Raw genomic sequence first — 26,807 nt, forward strand, 5'->3', positions numbered from 1 at the left:
AACTGGACAGTCGCCGCCGCCTTATATCTGCTTGACCGTAATAAGAGATAAATATCGCTGATGGCAGATGAAACATTTTAATAATGATAAAAATCGATGTGCTGGGTAATGACCTTTATTGGGGGATACGATATAAGGTATGGCGACACTCAAATTAACATTCTCATAACTTATAAAGGTTAAATAAATGAAGCAGGTGGGTATTGTTGGTTGGCGAGGGATGGTGGGCTCAGTATTGTTGCAACGCATGATCGAAGAAAATGATTTCGACGATATTACAGCGCATTTTTTTAGTACCTCCAGTGCGGGTGCCCCGGGCCCGGTTATTAATGGTAGAAGCGACAGGCTGAAAGATGCGAATTCCCTTAGCGCACTCGCCGAAATGGATATCATCATCACCTGTCAGGGCGGGGATTATACCAAAGCCATCTATCCGGCGTTAATTAACCATGGCTGGCAAGGTTACTGGATTGATGCGGCTTCGGCGCTGCGGATGGATGAAAAAGCCTGCATTATTCTCGACCCCGTCAACCGCGAAAATATCGATCGTGCGGTAAAAGCGGGAATTAAACTGTTTGTCGGCGGCAACTGCTCCATTACGCTGAGCCTGATGGGGTTGGCCGGGCTGATAAAAGCGGATCTTATCGAATGGATGAGCGTGATGACCTATCAGTCTGCCTCCGGGGCGGGCGCCAAACAGGTGCGGGAATTAATCGCACAAAGCGCTTATATCAGTCAGCATTTATCCGCTGATGAACTGACATCATCAGGTTCCGTGCTGCCATTGGTAAATAAAGTAAGTGAGTTGATTACTAGCGCGGGCATGCCGGTGGAGAATTTTGGCGTCCCCCTCATGGGCAGCATTATTCCGTGGATCGACAGCGATCTGGGCGATGGAAACAGCCGCGAAGAATGGAAGGGCGAGGCGGAAACTAATAAAATTCTTGGCCTTGCGTCGGGTACCATCCCGGTCAATGGTTTATGCATTCGGGTCGGGGTGATCCGCTGTCACAGCGCGGCGATTACGCTGAAACTTAAACGTGAGGTCAGCGAAGCAGAATTTGCTGAGTTAGTCACCCATTCCCATCCGTGGGTAAACTATATCCCCAATAATAAGCAAGAGAGTGTCAGTAAATTGACCCCGGCTGCTATTAGTGGTTCGCTGCAGGTAGGTATTGGCCGCTACAAGAAAATGTCGCTAAATAATGACCCAGTCTACTCGGTGTTAACGGTTGGCGATCAGCTATTGTGGGGGGCGGCGGAACCCCTGCGCCGCATGTTAAATATCCTGCTGGGCAAAATATAGTTACGGTCATCCGGGGAAAGCCCTCGCGCGCAGGCGGTTAAGACAAATGTTTAACGAAGCGTTTGCGAACCTCCTTGTAGCCGTTATTTTCATAAAATTGATGCGCTCTGATTCTTTTTTCACTACTTGAAAGCTCGATCTGAGCGCATTGTTTATCACGGGCGAGGCGCTCTGCGGCCTGGAGAAGCTGCTGGCCTATCCCTGATCCACGTGACGATTCCTCGATGACCAGCGCGGAAATTAATGCCCATAAACGGTTCTCATGTACCGGTAAAATAAAATTGATAACGATTACGCCACACACGGCGTTTTCTGTTTCCGCCACCAGCGCACTCATCATGCTCTGCGGGGCAGTGATGCGTTGCGCTAAGATCGCCGTCTCCGTCTGATAGCCCAGCTGCAGAAATAGCGTTTGCAGCGAGGGGATATCTTTTGCTTCAGCCGCTCTGATGAACGCCATGATCTTCGACTCCAAATAGCATGTTACCGGACCGGAAGCGGGCCGGTGGATACCTTAGTCTCCGGTCCGCTCCCGTATACTCCACTCAGTCCATCAGACTGACCTGGGCGGCGACAATCCGCCAGCCGTAGGGGAAGCGTACCCAGGTCTGCTGCTGGCGGCCCAGGCGGGCGCTGCCCTCGCGGGTGAACTCGGTGCTGCACACCGCCATATCCGCACCAAAGGTGGTAATGGTGGTATGGCGCAGATCGCGGGCCAGACCGGCGGCGGGGCGGGCGGCGCGAAAGGCGCGGATCGCCTCGATGCCATACAGATTTTCGCCGGCTCCCAGCCGTACGGTGCGCGGGTCGTGCCAGAATAGCGCATCCAGCGCCTCGATGTTATTGCTGACCAGCGCCTCTTCATACTGATAAAACGCCGCCGTCACCTCGGCGAGGATCGCCGGGCGGTCTACATTATCCAGATTGATCATGCTGCACTCTCCGCCACTCGGGCATCGGTAATGCCCATCGCTTCCAGCGCCCGCGCGGCGCGAAGACAGGCTTGTTCGTTAAACGGCGCGGCAATCAGCTGCAGGCCAATCGGCTTGCCGCTGGCGGTACGCAGGGGCACGGTCACCACCGGCAGACCGAGGAAGGAGATCGGCTGCGTCAGCATTCCCATGCTGGCGCGCACCGGCAGCGGCTGGCCGTTAATCACCATCTCCTCCGCGCCTATTGGCGTGGCGCTGCATGGGGTGGCCGGGGCGATCAGCACGTCGGCCTGGCTGAACAGGGATTTCATTGCCTGGCGAGCATGACGGCGAAAACGCTGAGCCTGCAGATACCACGCGGAGGGGATCATCGCGCCGGCCAGCAGCCGCTCGCGGGAGTGAGGTTCAAAACGCTCGGGCGAATGGCGAAGATCCGCCAGGTACTGATTGCCGCCTTCGCTGGCGCTGATGATAAAGGCCGCCGAGCGGGCCAGGGCGGCATCCGCGAACTGCAGCTCGCTGTCGGCGCCCAGCGCGTGGGCGACCCGATCCACGGCCTCCCGGGCGTCGTCATCGCACCAGGTGGTGAAATAGCCGCCCAGCCGCGCGCAGCGCAGCCCCTCCAGTCCGCGCTCCAGCAGGTTGCCGGTGCGTTCGCTGGCTTTATCAGCCTGAAAGTCATCGGCCGGGTCGCGCCCCTGCAGGGCGTCATACACCGCGGCGAGGTCGGCCACCCGGCGGGCAAAAGGACCAATATGATCCAGACTGGCGACAAACGGATGGCTGCCGGAGCGGGAGAGGCGACCGAAGGTGGGTTTCAGGCCAAAGATCCCGCACAGCGACGCGGGGACGCGAATCGAGCCGTTGGTGTCGCTGCCGAGGCTGAAATGGACCAGCCCGGCCGCCACCGCCGCGGCCGAACCGCCGGAAGAACCGCCGGCGATCCGCGACAGATCGTGCGGGTTGCGCGTCGCGCCATAGTGGCTGTTTTCGGTGGTAAAGCCGTAGGCGTAGGCGTCCATATTGACCATCCCGCTGAGCAGGGCGCCGGCGCTGTGCAGCTGGCGCACCGCCCAGCTGTCGCTGGCTGCCGGGGGTCGGTCGCTCAGCAGCTCCGCCCCGGCGAGGGTGGTGTGCCCGGCGACATCAAACAGATTTTTCACCGCGTAAGGAATGCCTGCCAGCGGCGGCAGGGGGCGCTTTTCCCGGCGCAGAGCGTCGATGCTGTCGGCCTCCGCCAGCATGCGCTGGGCGGTGACCTCGGTCCAGGCGTTGATCTGCGGATTCACGCGGGCGATATCGTCCAGCGTCTGGCGGGCGATCTCCCGGGCGCTCAGTTCGCCTTCGTGCAGCGCACGCTGGATCTCGGCGATGGTGAAATGGTGAAGTGTCATGCTTTATACACCCCCGCAATCTCCTCGCGCGGCCCGAGGGGATAGTCCATCAGCGGCTGCGCCATGGCGGCGATGCGGGCAAACTGGCGCTCCAGCTCCTCACGGCGCGGCGCATCCAGCTCCATATCCAACAGGTGAGTCATCTGCGTCAGATACTCGCTCCAGTCTGGCTGTGTGGTCATGGTCTGCTCCTTAGTATCCGGCGGCGGCGCCGTTGCTGCGTGGATCGGTCGCCCCTTCAAGCAGACCGTTGGGATGGCGGACAATGGCCCCGGCGTGGCCCATCGCTTCGCTGAAATCGGCCAGCACTTCTACGTCGTGCCCCAGCTCGCGCAGGCGAGCGATACAGGCGGGGGCAAAGCGTCCCTCCAGCTTCAGTGAGTCGGAGGACTGGCCCCAGGTGCGGCCCAGCAGCCAGCGCGGACGGGAGATGCTCTCCTGCAACGGCACCCCCTGCAGGATATAGCGGGTAAACAGCGCCGCCTGCGTTTGCGGCTGACCGTCGCCGCCCATTGAGCCATAGACCATCACCCGGCCATCGTTCAGGCGCGCGGCGGCAGGGTTGAGGGTGTGGAATGGCTGTTTGCCAGGGGCCAGCGCCAGGAGATGCTGCGGGTCGAGGCTGAAGGCCGCCCCGCGGTTTTGCCAGACGATCCCGGTGTCCGGGAGTACCACGCCGCTGCCGAACTCGTGATAGATACTCTGAATAAACGACACTGCCAGTCCGCTGTTATCCACGACGCCCATCCAGACGGTATCGCCCGGGCCTTTGCCGCCGCCCCAGGGGGAAGCGCTGGCGTCGTCGATGCTGTCGGCCAGCGGCTGCAGGGCTTCCGGGGTGAGCAACTGCTGTACATCCACATCCAGATGGCGCGGATCGGTGATATGCGCATCGCGCAGGGCAAACGCCCGCTTGGTGGCTTCGACGATACGGTGCACCGTTTGCGCGTCGTCGGCATCGGCCATCTTCAGACGGTCGGTGATGCCAAGGATCGCCAGCGATACCAGCCCCTGCGTGGGTGGGGCAAGATTCCACAGCGTGCCCTGCTGGTGCTGGAGCGTCAGCGGCGCCGGACGCCGGGCGCGGTGGGTCTGCAGGTCGCGGAGGGTGACAGGCATCCCCAGCGCGGCCATACCCTGCGCGAGACGCTCGGCCAGCGGCCCGCGATAAAAGCTGTCGAGACCGTCGCTGGCCAGCATGCGCAGGGTACCGGCGAGGGCGGGCTGGCGAAAGCGGCTGCCGGGCCGCGGGGCCTCGCCCGCGACCAGCCAGGTTTCGCTGAAGCCCGGCTGATGGCGCAGCTCTTCCAGTTTGCTGGCGGTGGCGTGGGCCAGCGAGGCAGTGACCGGAATGCCGTCTTCGGCATAGCCGATCGCATCGGCCAGCAGGCGGGCCACCGGCAGCGCGCGGCCGGTTAAGTCCCGTGAAATACGCAGCGCCTCGTCCCAGCCGCTGACGGTGCCGGCGACGGTCAGCGCGGCCTGCGGTCCCCGGTGGGGAATATGCTGCTGTCCGGCGTAGGCCTCGAGGGTCGCCAGCGATCCGGCGGCCCCGCTGGCGTCAATGGCGATGGGGTCTCCCTCAGGCGGCACGATCAGCCAGAAGCCATCGCCGCCGAGGCCATTCATATGGGGATAGACGACGGCGATGGCCGCCGCGGCAGCCACCATCGCTTCAATGGCGCTGCCGCCCTCGCGCAGGATCGCCAGCGCGCTCTGACTGGCGAGGTGGTGGGGAGCCACCGCCATGCCGTGGGTCGAAACGTTGCTACTGTGCATAAATTATCCTTTCTGAACGAATCACCCGCAGAACACTGCAAAAGCTGTTCCATCTCTGAACGTTTCGTTTCATTGATAAAAACGATGACCAGAATTTTCCCACTGGCACGCTATGTGTAAGGCATAGCAGATACAGTATGATGAGGAATAGATGATGAAACGAAAGTTACAGGGGCGCTATGCAACAACTCGATGAACGACTGAAAGGGCAATACGCCTCGCTGTCGCCGCAGGAGCAGCGGGTGGCGGATTTCATCTTTGACCACTTTGACGACCTGATAAGCTACAACAGCGCCGAGCTGGCGCAGCTGAGCGGCGTGTCGAAAGCCACCGTCAGCCGGCTGTTTAAGCGCCTCGGTTACGACAAATATAAGGATATGCGCGATGAACTGCGCACTCTGCGTCAGAGCGGGATGCCGCTCACCGACCAGCGCGACGCGGTGCAGGGTAACACGCTGCTGGCGCGCCATTATAAGCAGGAGATGGCAAACCTCACCCAGTGGGTCAACGCCCTCGACGCCCGCCAGTTCGCTGAGGCGCTGACGGCGATGGTGGCCGCCCGCCGCATTGTGGTGATTGGCATGCGCAACGCCTATCCGGCGGCGCTGCATCTGCGCCAGCAGCTGCTGCAGGCCCGCGGCCAGGTGCTGGTGCTGCCCCAGCCGGGTCAGAGTCTCAGCGAAGAGCTGGTCGATCTGACCGCCGATGATCTGGTGGTAATGATGGCGTTTCGCCGCCGGCCGCGAATAGTACGCCCGCTGCTGCAGCAGCTCCAGCGCGACGGGGTGCCGGTCCTGTTAATGTGCGAGCCGCAGGCCCACAGCCTGTTTCCGCTCTCCCGCTGGCAGCTCTGCGCGCCGCTGGACAGCGTCTCCGCCTACGATAGCTATGCCTCGGTCAACAGCCTGATCAATCTGCTGGCCAATGCCTTTCTCCATGAAACGCTCGACAGCGGTCGTCCGCGCATCCACGATATCGCCACGCTTTACCAGCAGCTGGACGAGCTGGAACAACGCTGATGGGGCGCCAGCGTGGTGCTGTGCATTATTATGGTGCAATAAAAACCACGTCATGGCGCCGCCGCTCTCTGAGGACTTTTCCGTTAGCGCTTGTCCTTTCTCACTTTTTGTTTTAATTCCTCGCCAACCCTCGCCTCGTCCGTATCTGGCACATTAGTTGCAAAAACAAATTCAAAGAATCTTTTGTTTCATGCTAACGTAACGGGTAAACATCATGAAGAAACTGTTGATCGCGCTGGCCGGGGCCGCTTGTCTCTTATCGTCTGTTTCTGCCGCGCAGGCTGACCAGCTCCAGGATATTGAAAAACGCGGAGTCATTCGTATTGCCGTGCCTCAGGACTTTCCACCGTTCGGCTCGGTGGGTACCGACCTGCAGCCGCAGGGGTATGACATCGATATGGCGCGCTATCTGGCGAAATCGATGAAGCTCAAGCTGCAGCTGGTCCCGGTGACCAGCGCCAACCGCGTGCCGTATCTGCAGACCGATAAGGTGGACCTGGTGATCTCCAGCCTCGGCAAGAACGCCGAGCGCGAGAAGGTGATCGACTTCAGCCGCGCCTACGCCCCGTTCTTCCTCGGGGTGTTTGGCCCGAAAGGGGCGGAGCTGAAGGACGCGGCCGCGCTGAGCGGCAAAAGCATCGGCGTGACCCGTGGGGCGGTGGAAGATATGGTGCTGACCAGCGTGGCGCCGCAGGCGGCGCAGATTAAGCGCTACGAGGACAATAACACTACGCTGTCGGCTTACCTGTCCGGTCAGGTGCAGTATGTCGCCACCGGAAACCTGGTGGTGGCGGCTATCTCCCGGCAGAACGCCGACAAAGCGCCGGTCCCGAGCTTTATGCTGAAGGACTCGCCGTGCTTTATCGGTCTGAAAAAGAACGAACCGGCGCTGAAGGCGAAAGTGGATACCCTCATCGAGCAGGGCATTAAGGACGGCACCCTCAACGGTCTGTCTGAGAAGTGGCTGAAAGCGCCACTGCCTGCCAGCCTCGGCGCGTAAGGTCTGGGGATGACGGAGCAACTTCATTTCTCTGAGCTCTGGCCGCACTGGCCGGAGCTGCTGGCCGGCCTGTGGGTGACGGTGCAGTTGACGGTGCTGGCGACGATCGGCGGACTGGCGATCGGCATCCTCGGGGCGGCGATCCGCAGCGGGCGCCCGGGAATGCTCAGCCGGGTATGGGGCGGATATGTGGAAATCATCCGCAACACGCCGTTTGTGGTGCAGCTCTTTTTTATCGTCTTTGGTTTACCGAACCTTGGACTGAAGATGACCGCCGGTGAAGCGGCGCTGCTGGCGATGGTGGTCAACCTCGGCGCCTATAGCACCGAGATCGTCCGCGCCGGTATTCAGGTGACGCCGAAGGGCCAGTGGGAAGCCGGTCGCGTGCTCGGGCTTAGCCGGACGCAAACCTTCGTTCGCGTCGTATTGCCCCCGGCGCTGCAGCGGATTTACCAGGCGCTGGTCAGTCAGTGCATCATTGTGATGCTCGGCTCGTCAGTGGTGTCGCAGGTCTCCTATGAGGAGCTGACCTTCGCCGCCAACCTGATCCAGTCGCGGACATTTTTGAGCTTTGAGGTCTATCTGGTGACCACCGGGATCTACTTAGCGTTATCGATAGCGATGCGCCAGCTGCTGATGGCGGCGGGGCGTAAATGGCTGGGGGTACAGGCCTGATGACCACTTTTACTGACTGGGACATTATCCGCAACCTGCTGCTGGCCGGTCGCTGGACGGTGCTGCTGTCGCTGGTCGCGTTCACCGGCGGGGCGCTGGTGACCTTACCGTTACTGCTGCTGCGTCTCACCGGCGGACGCCAGGTGAAACGGCTGATCCGCGGGTATATTGAGCTGTTCCAGGGCACGCCGCTGCTGATGCAGCTGTTTCTGGCATTCTTTGGCGTGGCGCTGTTCGGCGTTGACGTCTCGGCGTGGACCGCCGCCTCGGTCGCCCTGACGCTCTACACCAGCGCCTTTCTGCTGGATATCTGGTTCGGCAGCATTCGCGCGCTGCCGAAAGGCCAGTGGGAAGCCTCGCGCTGTCTCGGGCTGAGCTTCGGCCAGACCCTGTACCGGGTGGTGGCGCCGCAGGCGCTGCGCATTGCTATCGCGCCGACCGTCGGGTTCGCCGTACAGGTGATCAAAGGCACGGCGCTGGCATCGATTATCGGCTTTGTGGAGCTGACCAAGGCCGGGACGATGCTGACCAACGTCACTTATCAGCCGTTTAAAGTGTTTGCCCTTGTGGCGCTGGGCTATTTCATTCTGTGCTATCCGCTGTCCCGCTACAGCCGCTATCTGGAGAACAAATTCAATGCCTCTCATCACCATTAATCAGATGCAGAAGTACTACGGCGACAACCATGTGTTGAAGGGCGTCGATCTGGATATCGACATGGGGGAAGTGATCTCGATCATCGGCCGCAGCGGCTCGGGTAAAAGCACCTTGCTGCGCTGTATCAATGGTCTGGAGGGCTACCAGGAGGGCAGTATCAAGCTCGGGGGCATGACCATCACCGATCGCGATTCACAGGCCCGGGAGATCAGCCGCTCCATCGGCATGGTGTTCCAGAACTTTAACCTGTTCCCGCACATGACGGCGCTGGAGAACGTCATGCTGGCCCCGCGGCGGGTGCTGAAGAAGTCCCAGGCAGAATGCCGGGAGCTGGCGCAGCGGATGCTGGAGAAGGTCGGGCTCGGCGACCGTCTGGATTACTACCCGGCCAACCTCTCCGGCGGCCAACAGCAGCGCGTGGCCATTGCCCGGGCGCTGGCCATGTCGCCGAAAGTTTTACTCTGTGACGAAATCACCTCGGCGCTCGACCCGGAACTGGTGGGTGAAGTGCTGAAGGTGCTGGAGCAACTGGCGGCGGAAGGTATGACGCTGATCCTCGTCACCCATGAAATGAATTTTGCCCGCGAAGTGGGCGACCGCGTGGTGTTTATGCATCAGGGACGCGTCTGGGAGCAGGGCGACAGCAAAACGCTGTTCGCCAGCCCGCAGACCAGCGAACTGAAACAGTTTATCTCCTCGGTGCGCGGTCTTAACTAACGTAAGGAATGGCAGATGGATATCACTCAGTTTTCGCAAATTAACCCGCCGCAGCGCCTGCTGATGGGGCCGGGGCCGATCAATGCCGACCCGCGCGTGCTGCGCGCCATGTCGAGCCAGCTGGTTGGCCAGTACGATCCGGCGATGACCCACTACATGAATGAAGTCATGGCGCTCTACCGCGGCGTGTTTCGCACCGAAAATCGCTGGACGATGTTGGTCGACGGCACCTCGCGCGCCGGGATCGAAGCGATTCTGCTGTCGGCGATCCGTCCCGGTGACAAGGTGCTGGTGCCGGTGTTCGGCCGGTTTGGTCATCTGCTGTGCGAGATCGCGCGTCGCTGCCGGGCAGAGGTGCACACCATCGAGGTGCCGTGGGGTGAGGTCTTTACGCCGGATCAGGTTGAGGATGCGATCAAGCGCGTGCGGCCGCGCCTGCTGCTCACCGTGCAGGGCGATACCTCCACCACCATGCTGCAGCCGCTGGCGGAGCTGGGGGAGATTTGCCGTCGTCACGATGTGCTGTTCTACACCGACGCCACCGCGTCGCTCGGCGGTAACCCGCTGGAAACCGACGCCTGGCAGCTGGACGCCGTGTCCGCCGGGATGCAGAAGTGCCTGGGCGGTCCTTCCGGCACGTCGCCCATCACCCTCAGCCCGCGGATGGAAGAGGTCATCCGCCGCCGCCGCTGCATTGAGCAGGGGATCCGCACCGATGCCCATCACGATGGCGTCGACGAGATGATCTACTCCAACTATTTCGATCTCGGCATGGTAATGGATTACTGGGGGCCGGAGCGCCTTAACCACCATACCGAAGCGACCTCGGCGCTGTTCGCCGCCCGGGAGTGCGCGCGCCTGATCCTCCAGGAGGGACTCGACAACGGCATCGCCCGCCACAAACTGCACGGCGATGCGCTGCTGAAGGGCATCCAGGCGATGGGGCTCGAGACCTTTGGCGATCTGCGGCACAAAATGAATAACGTGCTGGGGGTGGTGATCCCCAACGGGGTCAACGGCGATCAGGTACGCAAACTGATGCTGGAAGATTTCGGCATTGAAATTGGCACCTCGTTTGGTCCGCTGCACGGTAAAGTCTGGCGCATTGGCACCATGGGCTATAACGCGCGTAAAGACTGCGTGATGCAGACGCTCAGCGCGCTGGAAGCGGTCCTGAACTACCTCAGGTTCACCACCACCCAGGGCGCGGCAATGCAGGCGGCCTGGGATCACTATCGCACCGAGGCCATCCTATGAGTGATACCGTCCGCCAGCTGGCGGAGAGAGAGGCGGCGGCCAGCCGGGTGATGGCGCGCGCCGACCAGCTGGCCGCCCTCAGCGAAACCGCCGACGCCCTGACCCGGGTCTATCTGTCGCCGGAACATCTGCAGGCCAACCAGCTGGTGGGGCAGTGGATGCAGGCCGCCGGCATGATGGTATGGCAGGACAGCGTCGGCAACATCTGCGGACGTTATGAAGGACAACAGGAGGGGGCGCCGGCGGTGCTGCTGGGCTCTCATCTTGACACCGTGCGCAACGCCGGACGCTACGACGGCATGCTCGGCGTGCTGGCGGCGATTGAGGTGGTCCAGCGTCTGCACCAGCAGGGGCGACGGCTGGCGAAGGCAATCGAGATCGTCGGCTTTGGCGATGAAGAGGGCACCCGCTTTGGCATTACCCTGCTCGGCAGTCGCGGCGTCACCGGCACCTGGCCTGAAAGCTGGCTGTCACAGTGCGATACCGACGGGGTGAGCGTCGCCCAGGCGCTGGTGAATGCCGGACTCGATCCGGCGCGGATCGCCCACGCGGCCCGTCACCCGCGGGATATCGCCGCCTATCTGGAACTGCATATCGAGCAGGGGCCGTGCCTGGAGCAGGCGGGGCTGGCGCTCGGCGTGGTGGAAGCGATTAACGGCGCCAGACGGCTGAACTGCCGTTTTACCGGCGAAGCTGGCCATGCCGGCACGGTGCCGATGCTCCATCGCAAGGACGCCCTCGCCGCGGCGGCGGAATGGATGGTGCAGGTGGAAAACCTGACCCGGCAGCGCGGCGGTAACCTGGTGGCGACGGTCGGCACCCTGCGCTGTGCGCCGGGCGCGGTGAACGTGATACCGGGCGAGGTGCAGTTGACGCTGGATATTCGCGGCCCGCAGGATGCGCCGCTGACGGCGCTGCTGGAGGAACTGCTGGGGCAGGCGCAGGCCATTGCCGGGCGCCGCCAGCTGAGTTTCGCCGCCGAGGAGTATTATCGCATCGCCGCCACCGCCTGCGACAGTCACCTGCAGGCGGTGCTGAGCGAGGCGGTGGCGGCGGTGCAGGGGCGTTCCCTGACGCTGCCGAGCGGCGCAGGGCATGATGCTATCGCCATCGCCGAGCGCTGGCCATCGGCCATGCTGTTTGTGCGTTGCCTGGGGGGCGTCAGCCATCACCCGGCGGAGTCGGTGACCGCCGCCGACGTCGGGCTGGCTATCGACGCTTTCTCCAGGGCGGTAGAGAAGGTGGCCGACGCCTGATCGCGCCGGTCACCGTGCCCCGGCTGGCGGCTTTACACCGCCAGCTGGTTGACCACCTCGGCGACGGAGGTGATGGCATGGATGTTGCCGATCCCCGCGCCCACCGAGATATATCCCTCATCGGTATTCCCCTCCAGCATGCCCAGCCGCATCCCGCGCAGACCACCCATCGCCTGGGCCAGCTCGGTCCTGGAGGCGCCGGCCCGGTCCATGGCCACCAGTGTGTCGCTCAGTTTGCCGGGCAGCGCGCGGTAGTAGTCCGGCAGGGTACGGAACAGGCGCAGATCCAGACCGTTGGCGGCCACAATTTTCGCTTTCACCGAGTCGGGAACCCGGCTTTCGATGGTGCTGATAAATACCGAACCGGCGAAGACGCCCTCCGCCCCCAGGGCATGAACGGCGCGCGCGCCCCGGGCGTCGGTGATCCCTCCGGCGGCCATCACCGGAACCCGCTGTACCGCGTCAACGATCAGCGGGACGATGGTGAAGGTCCCGAGGGCGGTACCCGGCAGCGTGCCGCCTTCGTCAAAGCCGGTGGCGACAATAATATCCGCTCCGGCCTGCTCCGCGCGGCGGCTATTCTCCGGCGTCGGATTGATGTCACGATAGATAATGGTGATCCCGGCGGCTTTCAGTTCGTCGAACAGCGCCGGTTTTAACGAACCGTCGCCGTAGCCGGTGTAGACCACCACCTTAACCCCTTCCTCTTTGATCATCGGGAGGATCGCCGGCGTCCAGATGTCATTTTCCGCCGTCGGGATCAGGTTGACGCCAAAGGGTTTCTCCGTCAGCTGTTTGGTTTTGCGGATCTCTTCGCGCATTTTCTCGGCGGTGGCCTCCGGGGTGGAGACGGCGGTTGCCGCCGTCAGTCCGGCGTTCGGGCCCAGCACGCCAAGCCCACCGGCGTTGCCGACGGCCGCCACCAGACGAGCATCGGTTAGCCAGGAGAGGGGCCCCTGGACCACCGGTTTTTCAATACCCAGAATGCGGGCGACGCGGTTAGGTTGCATGCTATTTTTCCTTGTATGTTAATAAGTTATAAATTTGTTCGCCCCAGCGATGCGGCAATGAGGGCAGTGTAGGCGTCTTTATTGTTTTAAAAAATGAGCAAAAACTTTCATCACTATTATTAAATTAGTAATAATGTGAACTGATGAAGAGGTGGGGGGCGGGCCATCATGCAAATGAATCTTTTTGAAAATATTAAAATTTTTATTGAAATCGTCGATGCCGGCAGCTTTGCCCAGGCGGCGGAAAATTTGCAGATCCACCGACCGGCGGTGACCAAAGCACTGCAGCAACTGGAGCAGGAGAGCGGGGTCCGGCTGCTGCAGCGCACCACCCGGCGTCTGTATCTTACGCCGGAGGGGGAAGAGTTTTATCGTCGCAGCAAACCGTTGCTCTCCCAGGCCGACGATCTGCTGGAGTCGTTCGCGCCGGACCGGCCGATCCGCGGTCAGCTGCGCGTTGATATGCCGATCGCCTTTGCCCGGCTGCTGGTGATCCCGCATCTGCCGGATTTTTATCAGGCCCATCCGGAGGTGGAGATTGTCCTCAGCAGCTCCGACGTACGCCGGGATATGCTGCGCGATGGTCTGGATTGCCTGCTGCGGGTGGGGGATCTTGAGGATGGCGACTATGTGGCGCGTTCACTGGGGGAGGTGGCGTTAACCACCTGCGCCAGTCCGGGCTATCTGGCGCGCTATGGGGCGCCCGCGACGCTGGAGGACCTGCAGTCGCATCTGGCGGTGAACTGGGTGAACAGCAGCAGCCGGCAGATTATGCCCTGGCGATTCCAGACCCCGGAGGGCATCAGGCAGATCGCCATTCCCGGTAAACTGGTGCTGGACAACTCTGAAGTCTTTACTGCTGCCGGGCTGGCGGGGCTGGGGATGCTGCAGGGGATGCGTTTCTTTTTGCAACCTTATATCGACAGCGGGCAACTGGTGGAAGTTTTGCCGGACTTTCCGGCGCCGCGTCGACCGTTGTCGCTGCTCTATCCGCACCGGCATCTCTCGCATAAGGTTCGGGTCTTTGCCGACTGGCTGCAGGGGCTGGTGGCGACCCTGGACTGACAATCGGCGCTGTCGCCTTGACTCTATCGGCTGAGCGTTTATATATAAAATGTGAATGCTATTAATGCAACGAATCACAAAGCTGGATAACGACTTAACCTGTAAGGGAATGCTGATGAAACTCTGGAATAAAACACTACTCGCTTCCGCCCTGTGCCTTACCCTGTTTGGCTGCGACGATGCGTCGAAAGTTGATAACAGACTGGATAAGGCTAAAGATAATGCGGAGCAGATGAAGGATGCCGCGGCGGATAAAGCGCAGGCAATTAAACAGGATGCGGATAAGCAAATCGATACGCTGAAAAGCCAGGCTGACGCCGAGGCCGATCGCCTGAAGGATCAGGCCAGCGCCATCAAGGCCGAGGCGGACAAGAAGGCGGACGCCATCGCCCAGCAGGCGAAAGCCCAGGCCGATGCGGTGAAGCAGAACGCAAAACAGGAAAGTGACCGCATAGTCAAAGAGGCGGGTCAGATCAAAGACAACGCCATCGGTGACGCCAATCAGCTCTCGGCTGAAGCGGCGAGCAAAACCAAAGCCATCCAGGACAGTATCGCGAAGGATAAACAGAACGCCGCGCCGCCTGCCGCACAGCAGTAACTCGCGGTGTTTGCCTGACCCGCGCCCGGAAATATAGGGAGCGGAGCCTGATAGATTGCCCGGCGGCGCTGCGCTTGCGCGGGCCTACGCAGGGGGCGGGTTGGCTGCGCAATGACCGGGTATCACCCTTTTGTAGGCCGGGCAAGGCGTCGCCGCCGCCCGGCACATGGACCGCAATAACATCCTGCTCAGGGGTATCTTACGATACCCCTTTTTTATGCCCGCCGTGGGTTCAACGGTTTGGCAGCAGGGTGCCTTTCAGGCCGTGCGGCTCCGAGCGCAAATACTGCGACGGCACACGGACCTGGGCGCCAAGGCTGGCCGCTGCGTGCCACGGCCAGTGCGGATCGTAGAGTACCGCGCGGGCGAGGGCGATCAGGTCGGCATCGCCATTCTCCAGCGCCGCTTCCGCCTGCTGCGGGTCGGTGATCAGCCCCACGCCAATCACCGGGATGGCTACCTGCTGGCGAATGTCGCGGGCGAAAGGCAACTGGTATCCCGGCCCAACGTTGATCGCCTGCTGCGGCGACAAACCGCCGCTGGAGACGTGAATATAGTCACTGCCCAGCGTTTCCAGCTGCTGGCTAAACTTAATGGACTGCTCGCAGTCCCAGCCGCCTTCGACCCAGTCGGTAGCCGACAGCCTGACGCCCACCGCCATGGTGTTGCCCACTGCCTCGCGGATCGCCTTAAAGACTTCCAGCGGATAGCGCATTCGGTTCTCCAGCGAACCGCCGTACTCGTCGCGGCGCTGGTTGCTGAGCGGCGAGAGAAACTGGTGCAGCAGATAGCCGTGGGCGGCGTGCAGTTCAATCAGCTCAAAGCCCAGCCGCTGGGCGCGCAGCGCGCTGGCGACGAAGGCCGCTTTGATGCGCGCCATATCGGCATGGCTCAGTTCAGCGGGGGCGCGATCGCCATCGTGAAACGCCACGGCGGAAGGGGCGACGGTCTGCCAGCCACCATCGTTGAGCGCCAGCTGATGGCCTCCCAGCCACGGGGCGGCGCAGGATGCCTTGCGTCCGGCATGACCCAGCTGGATCCCCAGACGGATCGGCGACCAGGCCCGAATATCTTCGACTACGCCGCGCAGGGCGTTTTCGGTTTCATCATCCCACAGCCCCAGATCCCCCGGGGAAATACGCCCCGCAGGCTCTACCGCCGTGGCTTCCAGAATTAACAGGCCGGCGCCGGAGAAAGCCAGTTGGCCAAGATGGATCCGGTGCCAGGAGGTCGCCTTACCCTCGTCGGCGGAGTACTGACACATCGGGGCGATAACGATACGGTTATCAAGGGTGAGTTGACCAATTCGCGTCGCGCTAAAAAGATGACTCATGAATACCTCGTAAATGTTAAACGTGGTCGTGCAGGGGACGGACAGTTGCTGTTTATAGCACGCCTGTTCACCCCCCCAGTATTCGGATATTGCGCTTAAGCGCTCCGCTATTCGATATACCAGAGACGGCGCCGTCGGCCGGCGGCCTGCTGCGACACGGCGCGGGCCATAGCGCTGGCAATCTCGGCGCTGGCCGTCAGCCCCTGCACAAAGGGGCGATCGTGCATCAGCCAGGGAAGGGCGCCGAAGGCGACCCGGCCGCGCACTGTCTCCGGCGCCTGCAGCGTGTAGTCATCACCGACGTCCGGAATGTCGTCGCCGCAGGCCAGCAGCTGCTGGCGCAGTGAAGGGAAGGGCAGATCCCGGGTTTTCAGCGCTTTTTGTCCGCGGGCATCGATAAAGACATCGAATTCGCAGCGCTGACGATGATGAACAATCAGCGTCCGGTCAGGCTCCCGCTGCAGCTCATAATCTTCGCCCAGCGTCAGGATCCGCAGAATGCCAGCCCGGTGCAGGGCCAGCAGCCGACGTATGGACTCTGGCGGAATGGCGGCGTAGTTATCGATAAATACCCGGGCGAGGCCCTGGCGGAAGCGACGGCTGTCCGCGTCGTTGAACTGCGGCACCACGGTTTCAATCGCCTCATGCAGGCGCAGAATGGCATAGCGCCAGGGCACCGTGTGGTGTTCGCGCTTATTGCGCTCCACCTCCTGCAGATTGCGCTGCGCCCACTGAAAGGGGTCATGGGTGAGGCGGTCGGCAAACCAGGCGTCGGCGATACTGTCAGGCGTCAGCTGACGAAGCCCGATCGCCTCGCTCCAGTCGGGGGCAGCATATTCCAGCTCTTTAACGATCAGCTCAAAAATCCGATCTAACAGAGCGTCGCTACCCTCCGCAATGGCCGCTTCGAGGGCGGCGGGAGTGGCAATCTCCAGCGGCTCCCACGGGATCGGGCAGTAAAAATCGGCCTCCGGCAGCACGCCGTGGCGTGACATCAGGGTGATCTCCAGCGCTTCGCTGCCTGGATGGAGGGAAAAATGGGTCGTTTTGTCGTCCTCGGTATGGAAAACGCCGTGGCGGGCCACTACCGCCACGGCGGCATCAATCGCGCTTAATGAAGTCCCAAGGATCCCCACCCGGCAGGGGGCAATGCGGGCCTCCATCAGGCCGGTCCACGGGCTGGGGAAGTACTGTCGGCTGGCGCGCTCTTCTTCAGGCCACAGATGGCCGGTGGCAATCGCCACCAGGTCGACAATTACCGGGTCTGCTGCACTATCGGTGTGGATGGCGATCCCGGTGGGCTGAACCGCAATATCCGTGACTTCACAGGATTCACAAACGCTAATCACAAAGCCGACGTCCCGGGCCCGCTCAACGAGGTACAGAAAACGGTCGCGATAGTATTCGCCGAGGATAACCCGCGGCAGAAACTGGCGCTCATGCAGGGCGTGCCGTTCAAGCCCGCGCGCCGCCAGCCAGTCATCGCTTTGCTGCTGCAGCCATTGCAGGTAGGTCAGGTCGATGGGGGGGATCTCAATGCTGGCAATATTGGCCAGCATTTGCGCCGCGGTATTATCGTCACTGTAGGGCATACCCACCCCGGCCTGCGCCTCTTTTTCAAACAGGGTGATGGCCAGCGGCTCACCGCGCTTCACCAGTTCATAAAAGGTGTAAATCCCCGTCGGCCCCACGCCGACGATGGCAATTCTCTTCATGATTCTCTCCCTTCCTGTGGGCAGATGCGGCATTGATGACGCTTCGCTTAAGCGAACCTGGTTTTAATTCTGGTCGAAAATTGCCGAACCGGTGAGGGGAACACGCAATTTGAAACAAATTAGCATGCTAATAAACTTGCCGATTGTCGTAAAAGGGGTGTAATTAACAAAAGAGCAACTTTCTATACAAACAATTTACACAAGCGGTGACCCCAGCTCGCTCTGCTGGACGCCGCGCACACTCCCGGCAATGCCGTCGGGATAGGGATGACAAGATGCACGGCTGGACCTCACGACAGCGTAATGCGGCGATAGCCAGTTTTTTAAGCTGGACGCTCGATGCTTTCGACTTTTTCCTGTTAGTTTTTTTACTGAGCGATATCGCCCACTCGTTTCATGTCGACCTTGAGGAGGTCACCCTGGCGATTCTGCTGACTCTGGCCGTGCGGCCCGTCGGCGCGCTAATTTTCGGCAGGGCGGCGGAGAAGTTTGGTCGCAAACCAATCCTGATGCTCAACATTGTGTTCTTCTCGGCTTTTGAGCTGCTCTCCGCCGCCGCGCCGTCGTTGATGCTGTTTTTCCTGCTGCGGGTGCTGTACGGCGTGGCGATGGGCGGGATCTGGGGCGTGGCCTCTTCGCTGGCGATGGAGACGATCCCCGACCGCTCGCGCGGCCTGATGTCCGGCCTGTTCCAGGCGGGATACCCCTTCGGCTATTTGCTGGCGGCCGTCGCCTACGGGCTGCTGTTTGAACAACTCGGCTGGCGCGGGATGTTTGTCATTGGCGCCGCGCCGGTGCTGCTGCTGCCGTTTATCTATTTCTGCGTCGAGGAGTCTCCGGTTTGGCAGGCGGCCAGGCAGAATAAAGAGAGTACGGCCCTGCTGCCGGTACTGCGTAGCCACTGGAAGCTGTGCCTGTACCTGGTGGTGCTGATGGCGGCTTTCAACTTCTTCTCCCACGGGACGCAGGATCTTTACCCGGTCTTTTTGAAAGTTCAGCACGGCTTCGAGCCTAAAACGGTCAGCATCATCGCGGTCTGCTATAACATCGCCTCGATCATTGGTGGAGTGTTCTTCGGTTCGCTGTCGGAGAAAATTGGCCGGCGCAAAGCGATTATGATTGCCGCTCTGCTGGCGCTGCCGGTTATCCCGCTGTGGGCCTTCGCCAGCGGCTCGCTGGCGCTGGGGGCGGGGGCGTTCCTGATGCAGTTTATGGTCCAGGGGGCCTGGGGGGTGATCCCCACCTGGCTCAATGAACTGGTCCCGGCCAACACCCGGGCGGTGCTGCCCGGCTTCGTCTACCAGCTGGGTAATTTGCTGGCTTCGGTGAATGCCACTCTCCAGGCATCAATCGCCCAGCATCATGGGCATAACTACGGCCTGGCAATGGCCCTGGTGGCCGGGACGGTGGCGATTGTCATTACCGTCCTGACCTTTTTTGGTCGCGAAGGCCGGGCGATCCAATCCGAAGGAGCGGGACATCACCAGCCGCTCTCCACCAGCCGTTAACTTTTGTGACCGGGCGTGGCCAGGCGCCCGGTCGCATACATTAGTCACGCAGACGAATAGACGCCGCCTGGCGTTTCTCCAGCGAGCAGATCCCAATCCCCACCATGATGAACAGCGCGCTAAACAGATGCCAGGCCTGCGGTTGAGTATGCAGGAAGAGGATGCTCAACACCCCACCGGAGAGAGGGATGATGTGGGTGTAAATTTCGCCCCGCGTGGCGCCAATGGTGGCGATACCTTTGTTCCAGAACAGATAGGCCAGCCACGATGGGAAAATTACCAGATACGCCAGGCCGCTGAGGAAAAACGGCTCGCGCCAGGCTGCCCAGTCCTGCGCCGGGTGGCGCATCAGCCAGAAGGCGACGATGGGCAGCAGGATCAGCGCGCCAAGCAGCGAGCTGACGGCGACAAAGCCATTCGCCGGGATTCGGCGGTCCTTCAGACGTAACAGCGAACAGTAGAGCGCCCAGCTCAGCGCCGATCCCATCGCCCACAGATCGCCGACGGCAAAGCTATGCAGCGAGGCGGCGTGCAGTGGGTTTCCCTGGAATAACAGGATCATTACGCCGAGGGTGCTGAAGATGACCCCCAGCCAGTTACGCGCCGATACCGGGTCGCGGAAAATCAGCCGGTTAATCAACAGTACCATGCTCGGCGTGGCGGACATATAGATGGCGGCGTTGAGCGCGGAGGTGGTTTGCAGGCCAATATAGAGCGTGAGCGGGAAGCTGACCTGGCCGCAGAGGGTTAGCACCACCACCGCCGGGGCGTTTGCCCGCAGCAGGCGGCGACTGCCGGCGATTTGCTGTCGGTAGAGCAGGCCCAGCAGCAGCGCCGTCAGCGCCCAGCGCGCTTCGGTCATCAGGATCGGATCCACGCCCTGCACCAGCACGTGCCCGACAACATAATTCCCGCCCCAGAACAGAGCCGCCAGCGTCAGTAACAGATAGGGCATGATGATTCCTTGTGTCGTTTGTCACTGTACTGAATGGTAATGTTATTGTTTTTATAATATCAATAATATTTTAGTGGTTTTTATTGTATTAATTTAAATTCTTTAATAAACAGTAAATTGACAACGCGTGTGAAATTTACGTTGCCGCATTATGGACGGTACTATACCGTATAGTAGCCATGTATTTCACAGGGATAAATCATGCGTAACACAGATAATGGGGTGATTGGAAGCGACCAGACCGCGGTGATGGCCAGGCTGGCGCTGGATGAGTTAATTGACCAGCTTCTGCACAGCAACGCGCTGTCGCTGAAGCTGACGGCCAACCCGCTGGTGGCCGACAGAGCCTGGCATCTCACTGAGAATACCTGCATCCGCGCCTTCTCCGCTGACGATCCACAGGCCAAAAAGCGTGCGCACCACGCGCTGTTCATTCTTTATCAGTCCTGGCTTGCCGACCCGCTCTCGCCAGCGGCTGCCAATCAGTTTCATCCGCTGCTTTCCGGGATCAGAAATTACATCGAGTCTGAGTGGCTGCGGGCGGAAAGCAAACGCTTCCACCACCAGAGACCAATGCTTAACGCCGGCAATATCGTCGACGAACTGCGCGCCTTATGCCAGCAGCACCCGGCGTCTCATCATCCGCTGTTCGATTTCCTTGCCAGCGAGGCCTCTGCGGCGCAAATCGACTATTTCTTCAAAAGCGACAGCGCCCTCAATCTGCTTTTCTTCGATCTGGTGGCGATGGGGCTGGTGGGCTCGCTGCCGGAAACCCGCGCTGAGATTGCGCAAAATCTGTGGGATGAGATAGGCCAGGGCAGCACCGAGATCACCCACGTTAATCTGTATAAGGATTTACTGAAGCGGCGGAATATCGCGTTGCCGGACAATCATTTTGCCCATTTGTACGAGTGGCAGGGGCTGGCCGGGTATAACGCCTTTATGCTGGGCGGCGTAAACCGTCAGCATTATTACAAATCGCTGGGGGTCATGGCGATGACCGAGCTGCTCGACCCGCCGCAGTATGAAAAACTGGTGGCGGGCTGTCGGCGGATTGGGCTTTCCGAGCGCGACGTGCATTACTATGCCGAACATATCACGGTCGACATCGGTCATGCGGATGGCTGGCTGAACAATGTGATTGTGCCGATTGGCAAAAAACATCCGGCGGCGATGGAGGAGGTCTTCTTTGGCGCCGCGCTGCGTCTGCAAACCTGCAACGATTACTATGATGGTCTGCTGGCGGCCCTGCAGTCGCTGGGCGGCAGTTTATCATCTCACAGCGTACCGCCTTCTGAGTAAATAAGCGCTTTGGCCGCGCTCCAGGCGGTCACCCCTGGCGGGATCTCCCGGCATTCGGCGGACTCGGCCTGCTGGGCGGCGATGGCGCCATCGATGAGCATCACCATCATCATGGCCACCCGCTCGGCAGGTTCCGGTTTTAACACCTGCAGGAGGATATCGCGGAAGAACTGCCAGAGGAGCGACTTAAATCGGGAGCATTGCTCCCGGATCGCCGGCGATGACGCGCCATATTCAAACAGCGCGCGGGTAAACATGCAGCCGTGGAACGTTTCGCAGGTAAACCAGCGATGGTAGTAGTCGAACACGGCGAACAGCTTTTCCCGCGCGCTGGGTTTATCCGCGGTGATCTGCGCCAAATCCTGCATAAATTCGCTCTCTTTCTGCTTGAGGATAGCCAGAATGAGCGCCTCTTTATCGGCGTAATAGCGGTAGAAGGTCATTTTGGAGATGCCAGCATGTTCAGCAATCCGCTCGATGCTGGGCGACTGATATCCTTCGCGATTAAACAGCGCGCTGGCGTGGCGGAGAATGTCCGCTTGTTTTGGCTTCATGCGTTTTCCTGTCGAATGGTTCGCTGTCACGATTGCCGGTGACACGGCCGTCCTGCGACAGCGGTGCATTATGCCGGATCTTGCCGCCAGACGGGCAAAAAGTAAATCAGCCGCGGTTTATGCGGAGTCGGTTCCCTCAATAAAAACAAGATTGCGTAGACATACACAAGTCATGTCCTTATGTTTCTGAACCGGCGTATTATTCGGACCTTTATACACATAAGCTGTGAATGATGTACTTTCTGATAGGCATTATTTCTGAAGTCTGAGACGGTTACAGCAGGACAGGCATCGAATGAGGGTATTACAGACATCATTACCAGGATGATCCGATAACTATGATGAATCTTATTAAAAGATTGCTGCGAAGAATATTCAGGTCGTTAATTTCATCTTATGGCCCAGCTGTACTGACCATCCTCTTCGCCGTGGCGCAAGGGCTCTTTTTTCCAGAGACGCCTCTCTGGCTTGTTCCCCTGTTTTTCGTATTTGTTATTGTAATGTATTATCGGTTTGTGAAATTTTAATATCGAAATTTAACTTTATATTAAATTGACAAGGAAGTGCGATGGCTGGGTTGAGGCTGCGCAGGTTAAGATGGCCCCGCCATTGCCCGTCTCATTGAGAAGAAGAGAAGAGATGAAATTACCCCTGACCACGCCCCGGCTGCTGCTGCGCCGGTTCAGAACGGAAGATCTGCCGTCTTTCAGCCATTATCGCAATCTGCCGGAGGTGGCCCGCTTTCAGAGCTGGACCCACTACGGCATGACAGAGGCGACAGCCTTCTATGAACAACAGCGTTCGCAGGCCTTTGCTGAGGATGAGAGCTGGTTCCAGCTTGCCGTAGAGATCCAGGCCAACGGTGCGCTGGCGGGAGATGTGGGGATCCACTTCTTAGATCACGGCAGACAAGCCGAGCTGGGGATGACCTTTTCCCCTGCGTATCAGCATCAGGGGTATGCCCGGGAAGCCATGCGGGCGGTGATGGCCTTACTCTTTGAACAGTTAGCCCACCACCGGCTGACAGCGGTGGTAGACACCCGCAATACCGGCGCGATCAAACTCCTGGAAGGGCTGGGCTTTCGTCGCGAGGCGCATTACCGGCAGAATATCTTTTTTAAAGGCGAGTGGGGCGATGAGTACCTGTACGCGCTGTTGCGTAGCGAATATCAGTGAAGTGACGGGCGAGCCGTCACTTCTGCCCGGCGGACGATTAGCTATGCTGGCGGATAAAGCGCGCGCGCCACGGTTTTAGCACCCACAGCGCGAGGGCGGCGGTGACAAAATCAAGGCCAATCGCGCAGCTGAAGACCACATGCCAGCCGTGAGTGTGCTGATAGAGCAGTGCCGCCAGCGGACCGCCAAAGATTGACCCGATGCCCTGCGAAATATACAGCCAGCCATAGTTGCTGGCGGCATGCTCGCTGCCGAACGTATCGGTGAGCGTCGACGGGAAGAGCGAGAAGATCTCCCCCCAGCCAAAGAACACCACCCCGGAGAGCAGGACAAACAGCAGCGGATCTTCCCGGCACGCCAGCCAGAGCATCATCGCTACCCCCTCCAGCGCAAAGGCGATAAACATGGTTTGCTCGCGGCCGAAGCGGTCGGAAATAAACCCAAACAGCGGCCGGGTTAAGCCGTTGGTAAAGCGGTCTATCGTTAACGCCAGCGGCAGCGCCGCCATGCCAAACACCACCGCCTGGCTAATGCCGAAATCCTCGGCGAACACCGCCATCTGCGAAGTGACCATCAGCCCGGAAGTCGACATCATCGCCATCATGGCGAACATCAGCCAGAACAGCGGCTGGCGCAGCATTTCCCGGGAAGTAAACGATCTGCTGCTCTGCACCACCGTCTGACTGACGGGCTGGGAGACAGCGGGCGGCGGCAGCTTCAGCCCCTGACTGGCGAGGAAGCCGACGAGGGCGAAAAGGATCCCGAAAGTCGTCATCGTGTGTTCAAGGCCGTTAGTGGTCAGCGACAGGGAGATGGGGAAGGTGGTTATGATGGCCCCCATCCCGTAGCCCGCCGCCACCGCGCCGGCGGCAAATCCCCGCTGCTGTGGGAACCATTTGACCATCAGGCCGACAACGCCGATGTAGACGATCCCGGTCCCGAGGCCGCCCATGCAGCCATAAACCAGCCAGAGCGTTGCCAGGCCATTCACCTGCGCAGAAAGCACCCAGCTCATTCCCGCCATCACCGTGCCAATAGCGATCAGCCGCCGTGGGCCAAATTTTTCCACTAACCGCCCCTGAAAAGGGGAAAAGAAGGTCTGCAGGATGATCAGCAGCGAGAAGGTGACCTGCAATTCTGGCAGACCGACGCCAAGTTTGGCGGCCAGGGGTTTTGTCAACAGCGTCCAGACATATTGCGGACTGGAGATGGCGGCCATACAGATCAGGCCCAGCACCAGCTGGCGCCATTTGCCATATTTCGGGGTAACCAACGGTTCGCTGAGTGTCGTCATGTTGTTCTCCGTTTTCAGTAAGCAGGCTTCCGTGAAACGCATCCACCCTGGATGCCTCACAGAAAGGGGAAGGTTGCGACCGCAGACTGGCGACCTGTTGTGGCCATATGGCATACGTTCTTGTCCACATTGCGGTATACAAGCGAAGAGCATTAAACGTGCCATATAAAATAATTTTTTATATTCAATTAGTTAATGTAATGAGGGCATGTCTGACGGGGGGCGGCATGGTGAATGTGCGGCACCAGGGCGGTGCAAATGAATTATCGCGGTGCGCTTTGCCTGCTAACTGGCGTAGGAGACATCGTATATCCTGGACTGGCGCTAGACGGACTTCAGTGCAAAGCCGCCCAGGCGGGTCGAGGCTACGAAATCACCGCCTGGGGCGGCTGGCAAGATAAACGGGAAATGAGGCTGGCGGTTTACCCGCTTAGTAGCGAAAAAACGCTACTGTCCCGACTATTTTTTGTTTTATGAGCTGGGCATTTATTGTATGGACTCTCGCAGAGAGACATTCTTCCTGGTAGAAAGCCTGGCTACCACACACAGATACTAGATAGGGGAAGCCTTACCGCCCTATACTAAGTTCATGCCGCGGTACTGGCCCGGACTTTGAGCACTGACGGAATTTCAATGAACTTTTCACCAGGCTTATCGTTAAGCAGTTCGAGAAGGGCTTTACCGGCTTTCACCCCAATGTCATGCCAGGGAAACTCAACGGTTGTCAGGGCAGGGGAACAGACTGTCGATAACACTCCTCCGCCTAAACTCGCAATGGCTACGGTATTGGGTACCTTGATGCCGGCACTGTGGCAGGCCATCATACATCCACAGGCCATTTCATCCGACGTGCAAATTAACGCATCCAGATCGCCCCAGGTAATCATCATATCCTTGAATATATTGACGCCTGTGGCGATGGTGGATGGCAAATGCGTGGTTACCACCCGGTGCGGGGAGCGGTTCAGAGCGAGCATCGCCGTATTCCAACCGCTCAGCAACTGGCGAAACATTGTGTTATTAGCCGGGGTACAGAGCAGTGCGATGTTTTTTAATGAGGCGTCGGCCAGATGAGTCACGATCTGTTTTACGGCCTTACCGTAATCCACGCCGATGCACATACCCACAGGGTGGGTATTTAGCGCGCCAATTTCCAGAATAGGAACATCCACGTTGGCCAGCAACTGGGTGCAGCTCTCAATGGTATCGATATTGAACTGAATAATGGCCGCCGGGTTATAGGCGAGCATTTTTTCAAACGTCTTCTGTTCACTTTGACCGTCATGCCCGGATTCCATAAACATCATGGTATATCCGCGTTCGGTCAGCACTTTTTGCAGCGCTTCAGAGACCGGCAAAAAACCCGGCGAAGAGAAGGTGGGAACGACGGCGAGAATAAGATCGGAATGGACCGACGCCAGATTACGTGCCTGCAGATTAGGGACATAGCCGAGTTGACTGACGGCCGCATCGATGCGATCGCGAAGCTCAGGATTCACTTTTTCAGGCATTCTCAGCGCTCGCGAGACGGTCATGGCGCTCACACCGACAAACTCAGCCACCTCGGTCAGGGTTATCTTACCCGTTCCTTTACGTCGTTTTTCTTTCGGGCTACCGTCCGCGTCTAAACTCTTCACCAAAATCACCAACCGTTTGAAAAATAAAATATAACGAAAGTATATCTGCGAATCGCATTATAACTTACCACAGCGAGGGGGAAAGCACATTATAGCCAGTGTTAGCGGTAACGCACTTTTTAACATTTTTCTTTGTTAGCGCTAACTTTGGGAGGTGTATCACAGTTGCATTTTATTTAGCTGTTTATAGTGCAGCACATAGACCCCCTCGGGAGAGCATATGATCAGAGACTGGTTAACCCCGGATAAAATTAAAGTCATTAACTCAATAGATAGCTGGGAAAATGCCGTTCGACTTGCAGCAGAACCCTTGCTGATGCAAGGGTATATAGCCGGGTCGTATATTGAGGCGATTTTGCAAAGCCATAAAGAACTTGGGCCTTATTACGTATTAGCTCCCGGCTTGGCGATGCCTCATGCCCGTCCTGAACAGGGGGTATTAAGAAATGGATTATCGCTTCTTCATATTAAAGAAGGGGTGTCGTTCGGCTCGACAGAGAACGATCCGGTATACGTGGTAATCATACTATGCGCTCGTTCCGGAAATGAACATATCACGATGATTGGTGAACTGGCTGAAATCTTTAGCGATCAGCAAAAGTTACACCGATTGTTAAATGCCGATGATAGCAAGGCGATTCAGGCCGTTATTGACTGAAGGAAAACAG

28 protein-coding genes are annotated in these 26,807 nt (G+C 59.4%); 16 read left to right on the top strand and 12 right to left on the bottom strand.

From position 1 onward, the window contains the following. Positions 1 to 187 precede the first annotated feature (187 nt). Positions 188 to 1,306 (top strand): aspartate-semialdehyde dehydrogenase, encoded by a 1,119-nt coding sequence (gene asd / locus ACR809_RS12505; protein WP_122051297.1) that lies wholly within the window; start codon positions 188 to 190, stop codon positions 1,304 to 1,306. Between the two features lie 37 nt (positions 1,307 to 1,343). Here the strand turns inward: asd and ACR809_RS12510 are convergent, their stop codons facing one another. The 5 genes from ACR809_RS12510 to hpxW form a co-directional block, all read right to left on the bottom strand. Next, positions 1,344 to 1,766 carry a GNAT family N-acetyltransferase gene (locus tag ACR809_RS12510; protein WP_004891829.1) on the bottom strand — a complete coding sequence of 141 codons (423 nt, stop codon included), beginning with the start codon at positions 1,764 to 1,766 and terminating at the stop codon, positions 1,344 to 1,346. A gap of 85 nt (positions 1,767 to 1,851) precedes the next feature. Next, the gene (gene hpxZ, locus ACR809_RS12515) at positions 1,852 to 2,238 is read right to left on the bottom strand and encodes an oxalurate catabolism protein HpxZ (RefSeq protein WP_002905421.1); all 387 of its coding nucleotides are present in this window, start codon (positions 2,236 to 2,238) and stop codon (positions 1,852 to 1,854) included. Then, positions 2,235 to 3,632: an AtzE family amidohydrolase gene (locus ACR809_RS12520; RefSeq protein ID WP_122051298.1), complete on the bottom strand. Its 1,398-nt coding sequence runs from the start codon at positions 3,630 to 3,632 to the stop codon at positions 2,235 to 2,237. Before ACR809_RS12520 ends, hpxZ begins: the two co-directional genes overlap by 4 nt. Continuing rightward, a complete protein-coding gene (gene hpxX, locus ACR809_RS12525) occupies positions 3,629 to 3,814 on the bottom strand; it encodes an oxalurate catabolism protein HpxX (RefSeq protein WP_004179955.1) in 186 nt (61 codons plus the stop codon). Before hpxX ends, ACR809_RS12520 begins: the two co-directional genes overlap by 4 nt. Before the next feature lie 10 nt (positions 3,815 to 3,824). Next, positions 3,825 to 5,411 carry an oxamate amidohydrolase gene (hpxW, locus tag ACR809_RS12530; protein ID WP_122051299.1) on the bottom strand — a complete coding sequence of 529 codons (1,587 nt, stop codon included), beginning with the start codon at positions 5,409 to 5,411 and terminating at the stop codon, positions 3,825 to 3,827. Between the two features lie 179 nt (positions 5,412 to 5,590). Here hpxW and hpxU point away from each other — a divergent pair, with 179 nt between their 5' ends. From hpxU to hpxK, 7 genes are all read left to right on the top strand, one after another. Further along, a complete protein-coding gene (hpxU, locus tag ACR809_RS12535) occupies positions 5,591 to 6,430 on the top strand; it encodes a MurR/RpiR family transcriptional regulator HpxU (protein WP_004176115.1) in 840 nt (279 codons plus the stop codon). Between the two features lie 214 nt (positions 6,431 to 6,644). Beyond that, the gene (locus ACR809_RS12540) at positions 6,645 to 7,430 is read left to right on the top strand and encodes a transporter substrate-binding domain-containing protein (RefSeq protein ID WP_004143665.1); all 786 of its coding nucleotides are present in this window, start codon (positions 6,645 to 6,647) and stop codon (positions 7,428 to 7,430) included. A 9-nt stretch (positions 7,431 to 7,439) separates the two neighbouring features. Next, entirely contained in the window at positions 7,440 to 8,105 is a 666-nt protein-coding gene (locus tag ACR809_RS12545) for an amino acid ABC transporter permease (RefSeq protein ID WP_004891845.1), read from the top strand. Beyond that, entirely contained in the window at positions 8,105 to 8,761 is a 657-nt protein-coding gene (locus ACR809_RS12550; RefSeq protein ID WP_004176118.1) for an amino acid ABC transporter permease, read from the top strand. The genes ACR809_RS12545 and ACR809_RS12550 overlap by 1 nt, the downstream gene beginning before the upstream one ends. Continuing rightward, entirely contained in the window at positions 8,742 to 9,479 is a 738-nt protein-coding gene (locus ACR809_RS12555; RefSeq protein WP_004179947.1) for an amino acid ABC transporter ATP-binding protein, read from the top strand. The genes ACR809_RS12550 and ACR809_RS12555 overlap by 20 nt, the downstream gene beginning before the upstream one ends. Positions 9,480 to 9,494: 15 nt before the next feature. Beyond that, positions 9,495 to 10,736: a pyridoxal-phosphate-dependent aminotransferase family protein gene (locus ACR809_RS12560; RefSeq protein ID WP_019705120.1), complete on the top strand. Its 1,242-nt coding sequence runs from the start codon at positions 9,495 to 9,497 to the stop codon at positions 10,734 to 10,736. Continuing rightward, positions 10,733 to 11,992 carry an allantoate amidohydrolase gene (gene hpxK / locus ACR809_RS12565; protein ID WP_122051300.1) on the top strand — a complete coding sequence of 420 codons (1,260 nt, stop codon included), beginning with the start codon at positions 10,733 to 10,735 and terminating at the stop codon, positions 11,990 to 11,992. Before ACR809_RS12560 ends, hpxK begins: the two co-directional genes overlap by 4 nt. Positions 11,993 to 12,024: 32 nt before the next feature. On the opposite strand, the gene ACR809_RS12570 is transcribed toward hpxK, so the two are convergent. Beyond that, positions 12,025 to 13,002 carry an NAD(P)H-dependent flavin oxidoreductase gene (locus ACR809_RS12570; RefSeq protein ID WP_117103886.1) on the bottom strand — a complete coding sequence of 326 codons (978 nt, stop codon included), beginning with the start codon at positions 13,000 to 13,002 and terminating at the stop codon, positions 12,025 to 12,027. A gap of 174 nt (positions 13,003 to 13,176) precedes the next feature. On the opposite strand from ACR809_RS12570, the gene ACR809_RS12575 reads away from it, so the two are divergent. Together ACR809_RS12575 and ACR809_RS12580 are read left to right on the top strand one after the other, a co-directional pair. Then, positions 13,177 to 14,067, top strand: coding sequence for a LysR family transcriptional regulator (locus ACR809_RS12575; protein WP_004218747.1), 891 nt, complete (start codon positions 13,177 to 13,179; stop codon positions 14,065 to 14,067). Between the two features lie 64 nt (positions 14,068 to 14,131). Beyond that, the gene (locus tag ACR809_RS12580) at positions 14,132 to 14,665 is read left to right on the top strand and encodes an E3 ubiquitin--protein ligase (protein ID WP_162992540.1); all 534 of its coding nucleotides are present in this window, start codon (positions 14,132 to 14,134) and stop codon (positions 14,663 to 14,665) included. 232 nt (positions 14,666 to 14,897) lie between these two features. On the opposite strand, the gene ACR809_RS12585 is transcribed toward ACR809_RS12580, so the two are convergent. Together ACR809_RS12585 and ACR809_RS12590 are read right to left on the bottom strand one after the other, a co-directional pair. Beyond that, on the bottom strand, positions 14,898 to 15,998 hold the full coding sequence (locus ACR809_RS12585) for an NADH:flavin oxidoreductase/NADH oxidase (protein WP_117103885.1): 1,101 nt from the start codon (positions 15,996 to 15,998) through the stop codon (positions 14,898 to 14,900). Positions 15,999 to 16,105: 107 nt separating this feature from the next. Continuing rightward, a complete protein-coding gene (locus tag ACR809_RS12590) occupies positions 16,106 to 17,713 on the bottom strand; it encodes an FAD-NAD(P)-binding protein (protein ID WP_117103884.1) in 1,608 nt (535 codons plus the stop codon). 275 nt (positions 17,714 to 17,988) lie between these two features. Between ACR809_RS12590 and ACR809_RS12595 the strand changes: the two genes are divergently transcribed. Beyond that, entirely contained in the window at positions 17,989 to 19,221 is a 1,233-nt protein-coding gene (locus ACR809_RS12595; RefSeq protein WP_122051302.1) for an MFS transporter, read from the top strand. A gap of 40 nt (positions 19,222 to 19,261) precedes the next feature. Here ACR809_RS12595 and ACR809_RS12600 read toward each other — a convergent pair whose 3' ends face one another. Further along, entirely contained in the window at positions 19,262 to 20,176 is a 915-nt protein-coding gene (locus ACR809_RS12600) for a DMT family transporter (protein WP_122051303.1), read from the bottom strand. 201 nt (positions 20,177 to 20,377) lie between these two features. Between ACR809_RS12600 and ACR809_RS12605 the strand changes: the two genes are divergently transcribed. Next, positions 20,378 to 21,478: an iron-containing redox enzyme family protein gene (locus tag ACR809_RS12605; protein WP_004148409.1), complete on the top strand. Its 1,101-nt coding sequence runs from the start codon at positions 20,378 to 20,380 to the stop codon at positions 21,476 to 21,478. Here the strand turns inward: ACR809_RS12605 and ACR809_RS12610 are convergent. Next, positions 21,454 to 22,032, bottom strand: coding sequence for a TetR/AcrR family transcriptional regulator (locus tag ACR809_RS12610; RefSeq protein ID WP_122051304.1), 579 nt, complete (start codon positions 22,030 to 22,032; stop codon positions 21,454 to 21,456). The two genes, ACR809_RS12605 and ACR809_RS12610, sit on opposite strands and share 25 nt — an antisense overlap. Positions 22,033 to 22,370: 338 nt before the next feature. On the opposite strand from ACR809_RS12610, the gene ACR809_RS12615 reads away from it, so the two are divergent. Together ACR809_RS12615 and ACR809_RS12620 are read left to right on the top strand one after the other, a co-directional pair. Then, the gene (locus ACR809_RS12615; protein WP_032415986.1) at positions 22,371 to 22,559 is read left to right on the top strand and encodes a hypothetical protein; all 189 of its coding nucleotides are present in this window, start codon (positions 22,371 to 22,373) and stop codon (positions 22,557 to 22,559) included. A gap of 70 nt (positions 22,560 to 22,629) precedes the next feature. Continuing rightward, complete coding sequence (locus ACR809_RS12620; protein ID WP_014907574.1) at positions 22,630 to 23,208, top strand: GNAT family N-acetyltransferase; 579 nt, start codon at positions 22,630 to 22,632, stop codon at positions 23,206 to 23,208. Between the two features lie 37 nt (positions 23,209 to 23,245). Here ACR809_RS12620 and oxlT read toward each other — a convergent pair whose 3' ends face one another. Beyond that, on the bottom strand, positions 23,246 to 24,544 hold the full coding sequence (gene oxlT, locus ACR809_RS12625; RefSeq protein WP_004176133.1) for an oxalate/formate MFS antiporter: 1,299 nt from the start codon (positions 24,542 to 24,544) through the stop codon (positions 23,246 to 23,248). 216 nt (positions 24,545 to 24,760) lie between these two features. On the opposite strand from oxlT, the gene ACR809_RS12630 reads away from it, so the two are divergent. Further along, positions 24,761 to 24,979: a hypothetical protein gene (locus tag ACR809_RS12630; protein ID WP_074442078.1), complete on the top strand. Its 219-nt coding sequence runs from the start codon at positions 24,761 to 24,763 to the stop codon at positions 24,977 to 24,979. A gap of 110 nt (positions 24,980 to 25,089) precedes the next feature. On the opposite strand, the gene ACR809_RS12635 is transcribed toward ACR809_RS12630, so the two are convergent. After that, positions 25,090 to 26,142 (bottom strand): LacI family DNA-binding transcriptional regulator, encoded by a 1,053-nt coding sequence (locus ACR809_RS12635; protein WP_004151868.1) that lies wholly within the window; start codon positions 26,140 to 26,142, stop codon positions 25,090 to 25,092. 217 nt (positions 26,143 to 26,359) lie between these two features. Between ACR809_RS12635 and ACR809_RS12640 the strand changes: the two genes are divergently transcribed. Further along, positions 26,360 to 26,797 carry a PTS sugar transporter subunit IIA gene (locus tag ACR809_RS12640; protein ID WP_004143637.1) on the top strand — a complete coding sequence of 146 codons (438 nt, stop codon included), beginning with the start codon at positions 26,360 to 26,362 and terminating at the stop codon, positions 26,795 to 26,797. Positions 26,798 to 26,807 lie beyond the last annotated feature (10 nt).

This window comes from Klebsiella sp. CD33 (assembly GCF_051992865.1).
Lineage (GTDB): Bacteria > Pseudomonadota > Gammaproteobacteria > Enterobacterales > Enterobacteriaceae > Klebsiella > Klebsiella pneumoniae.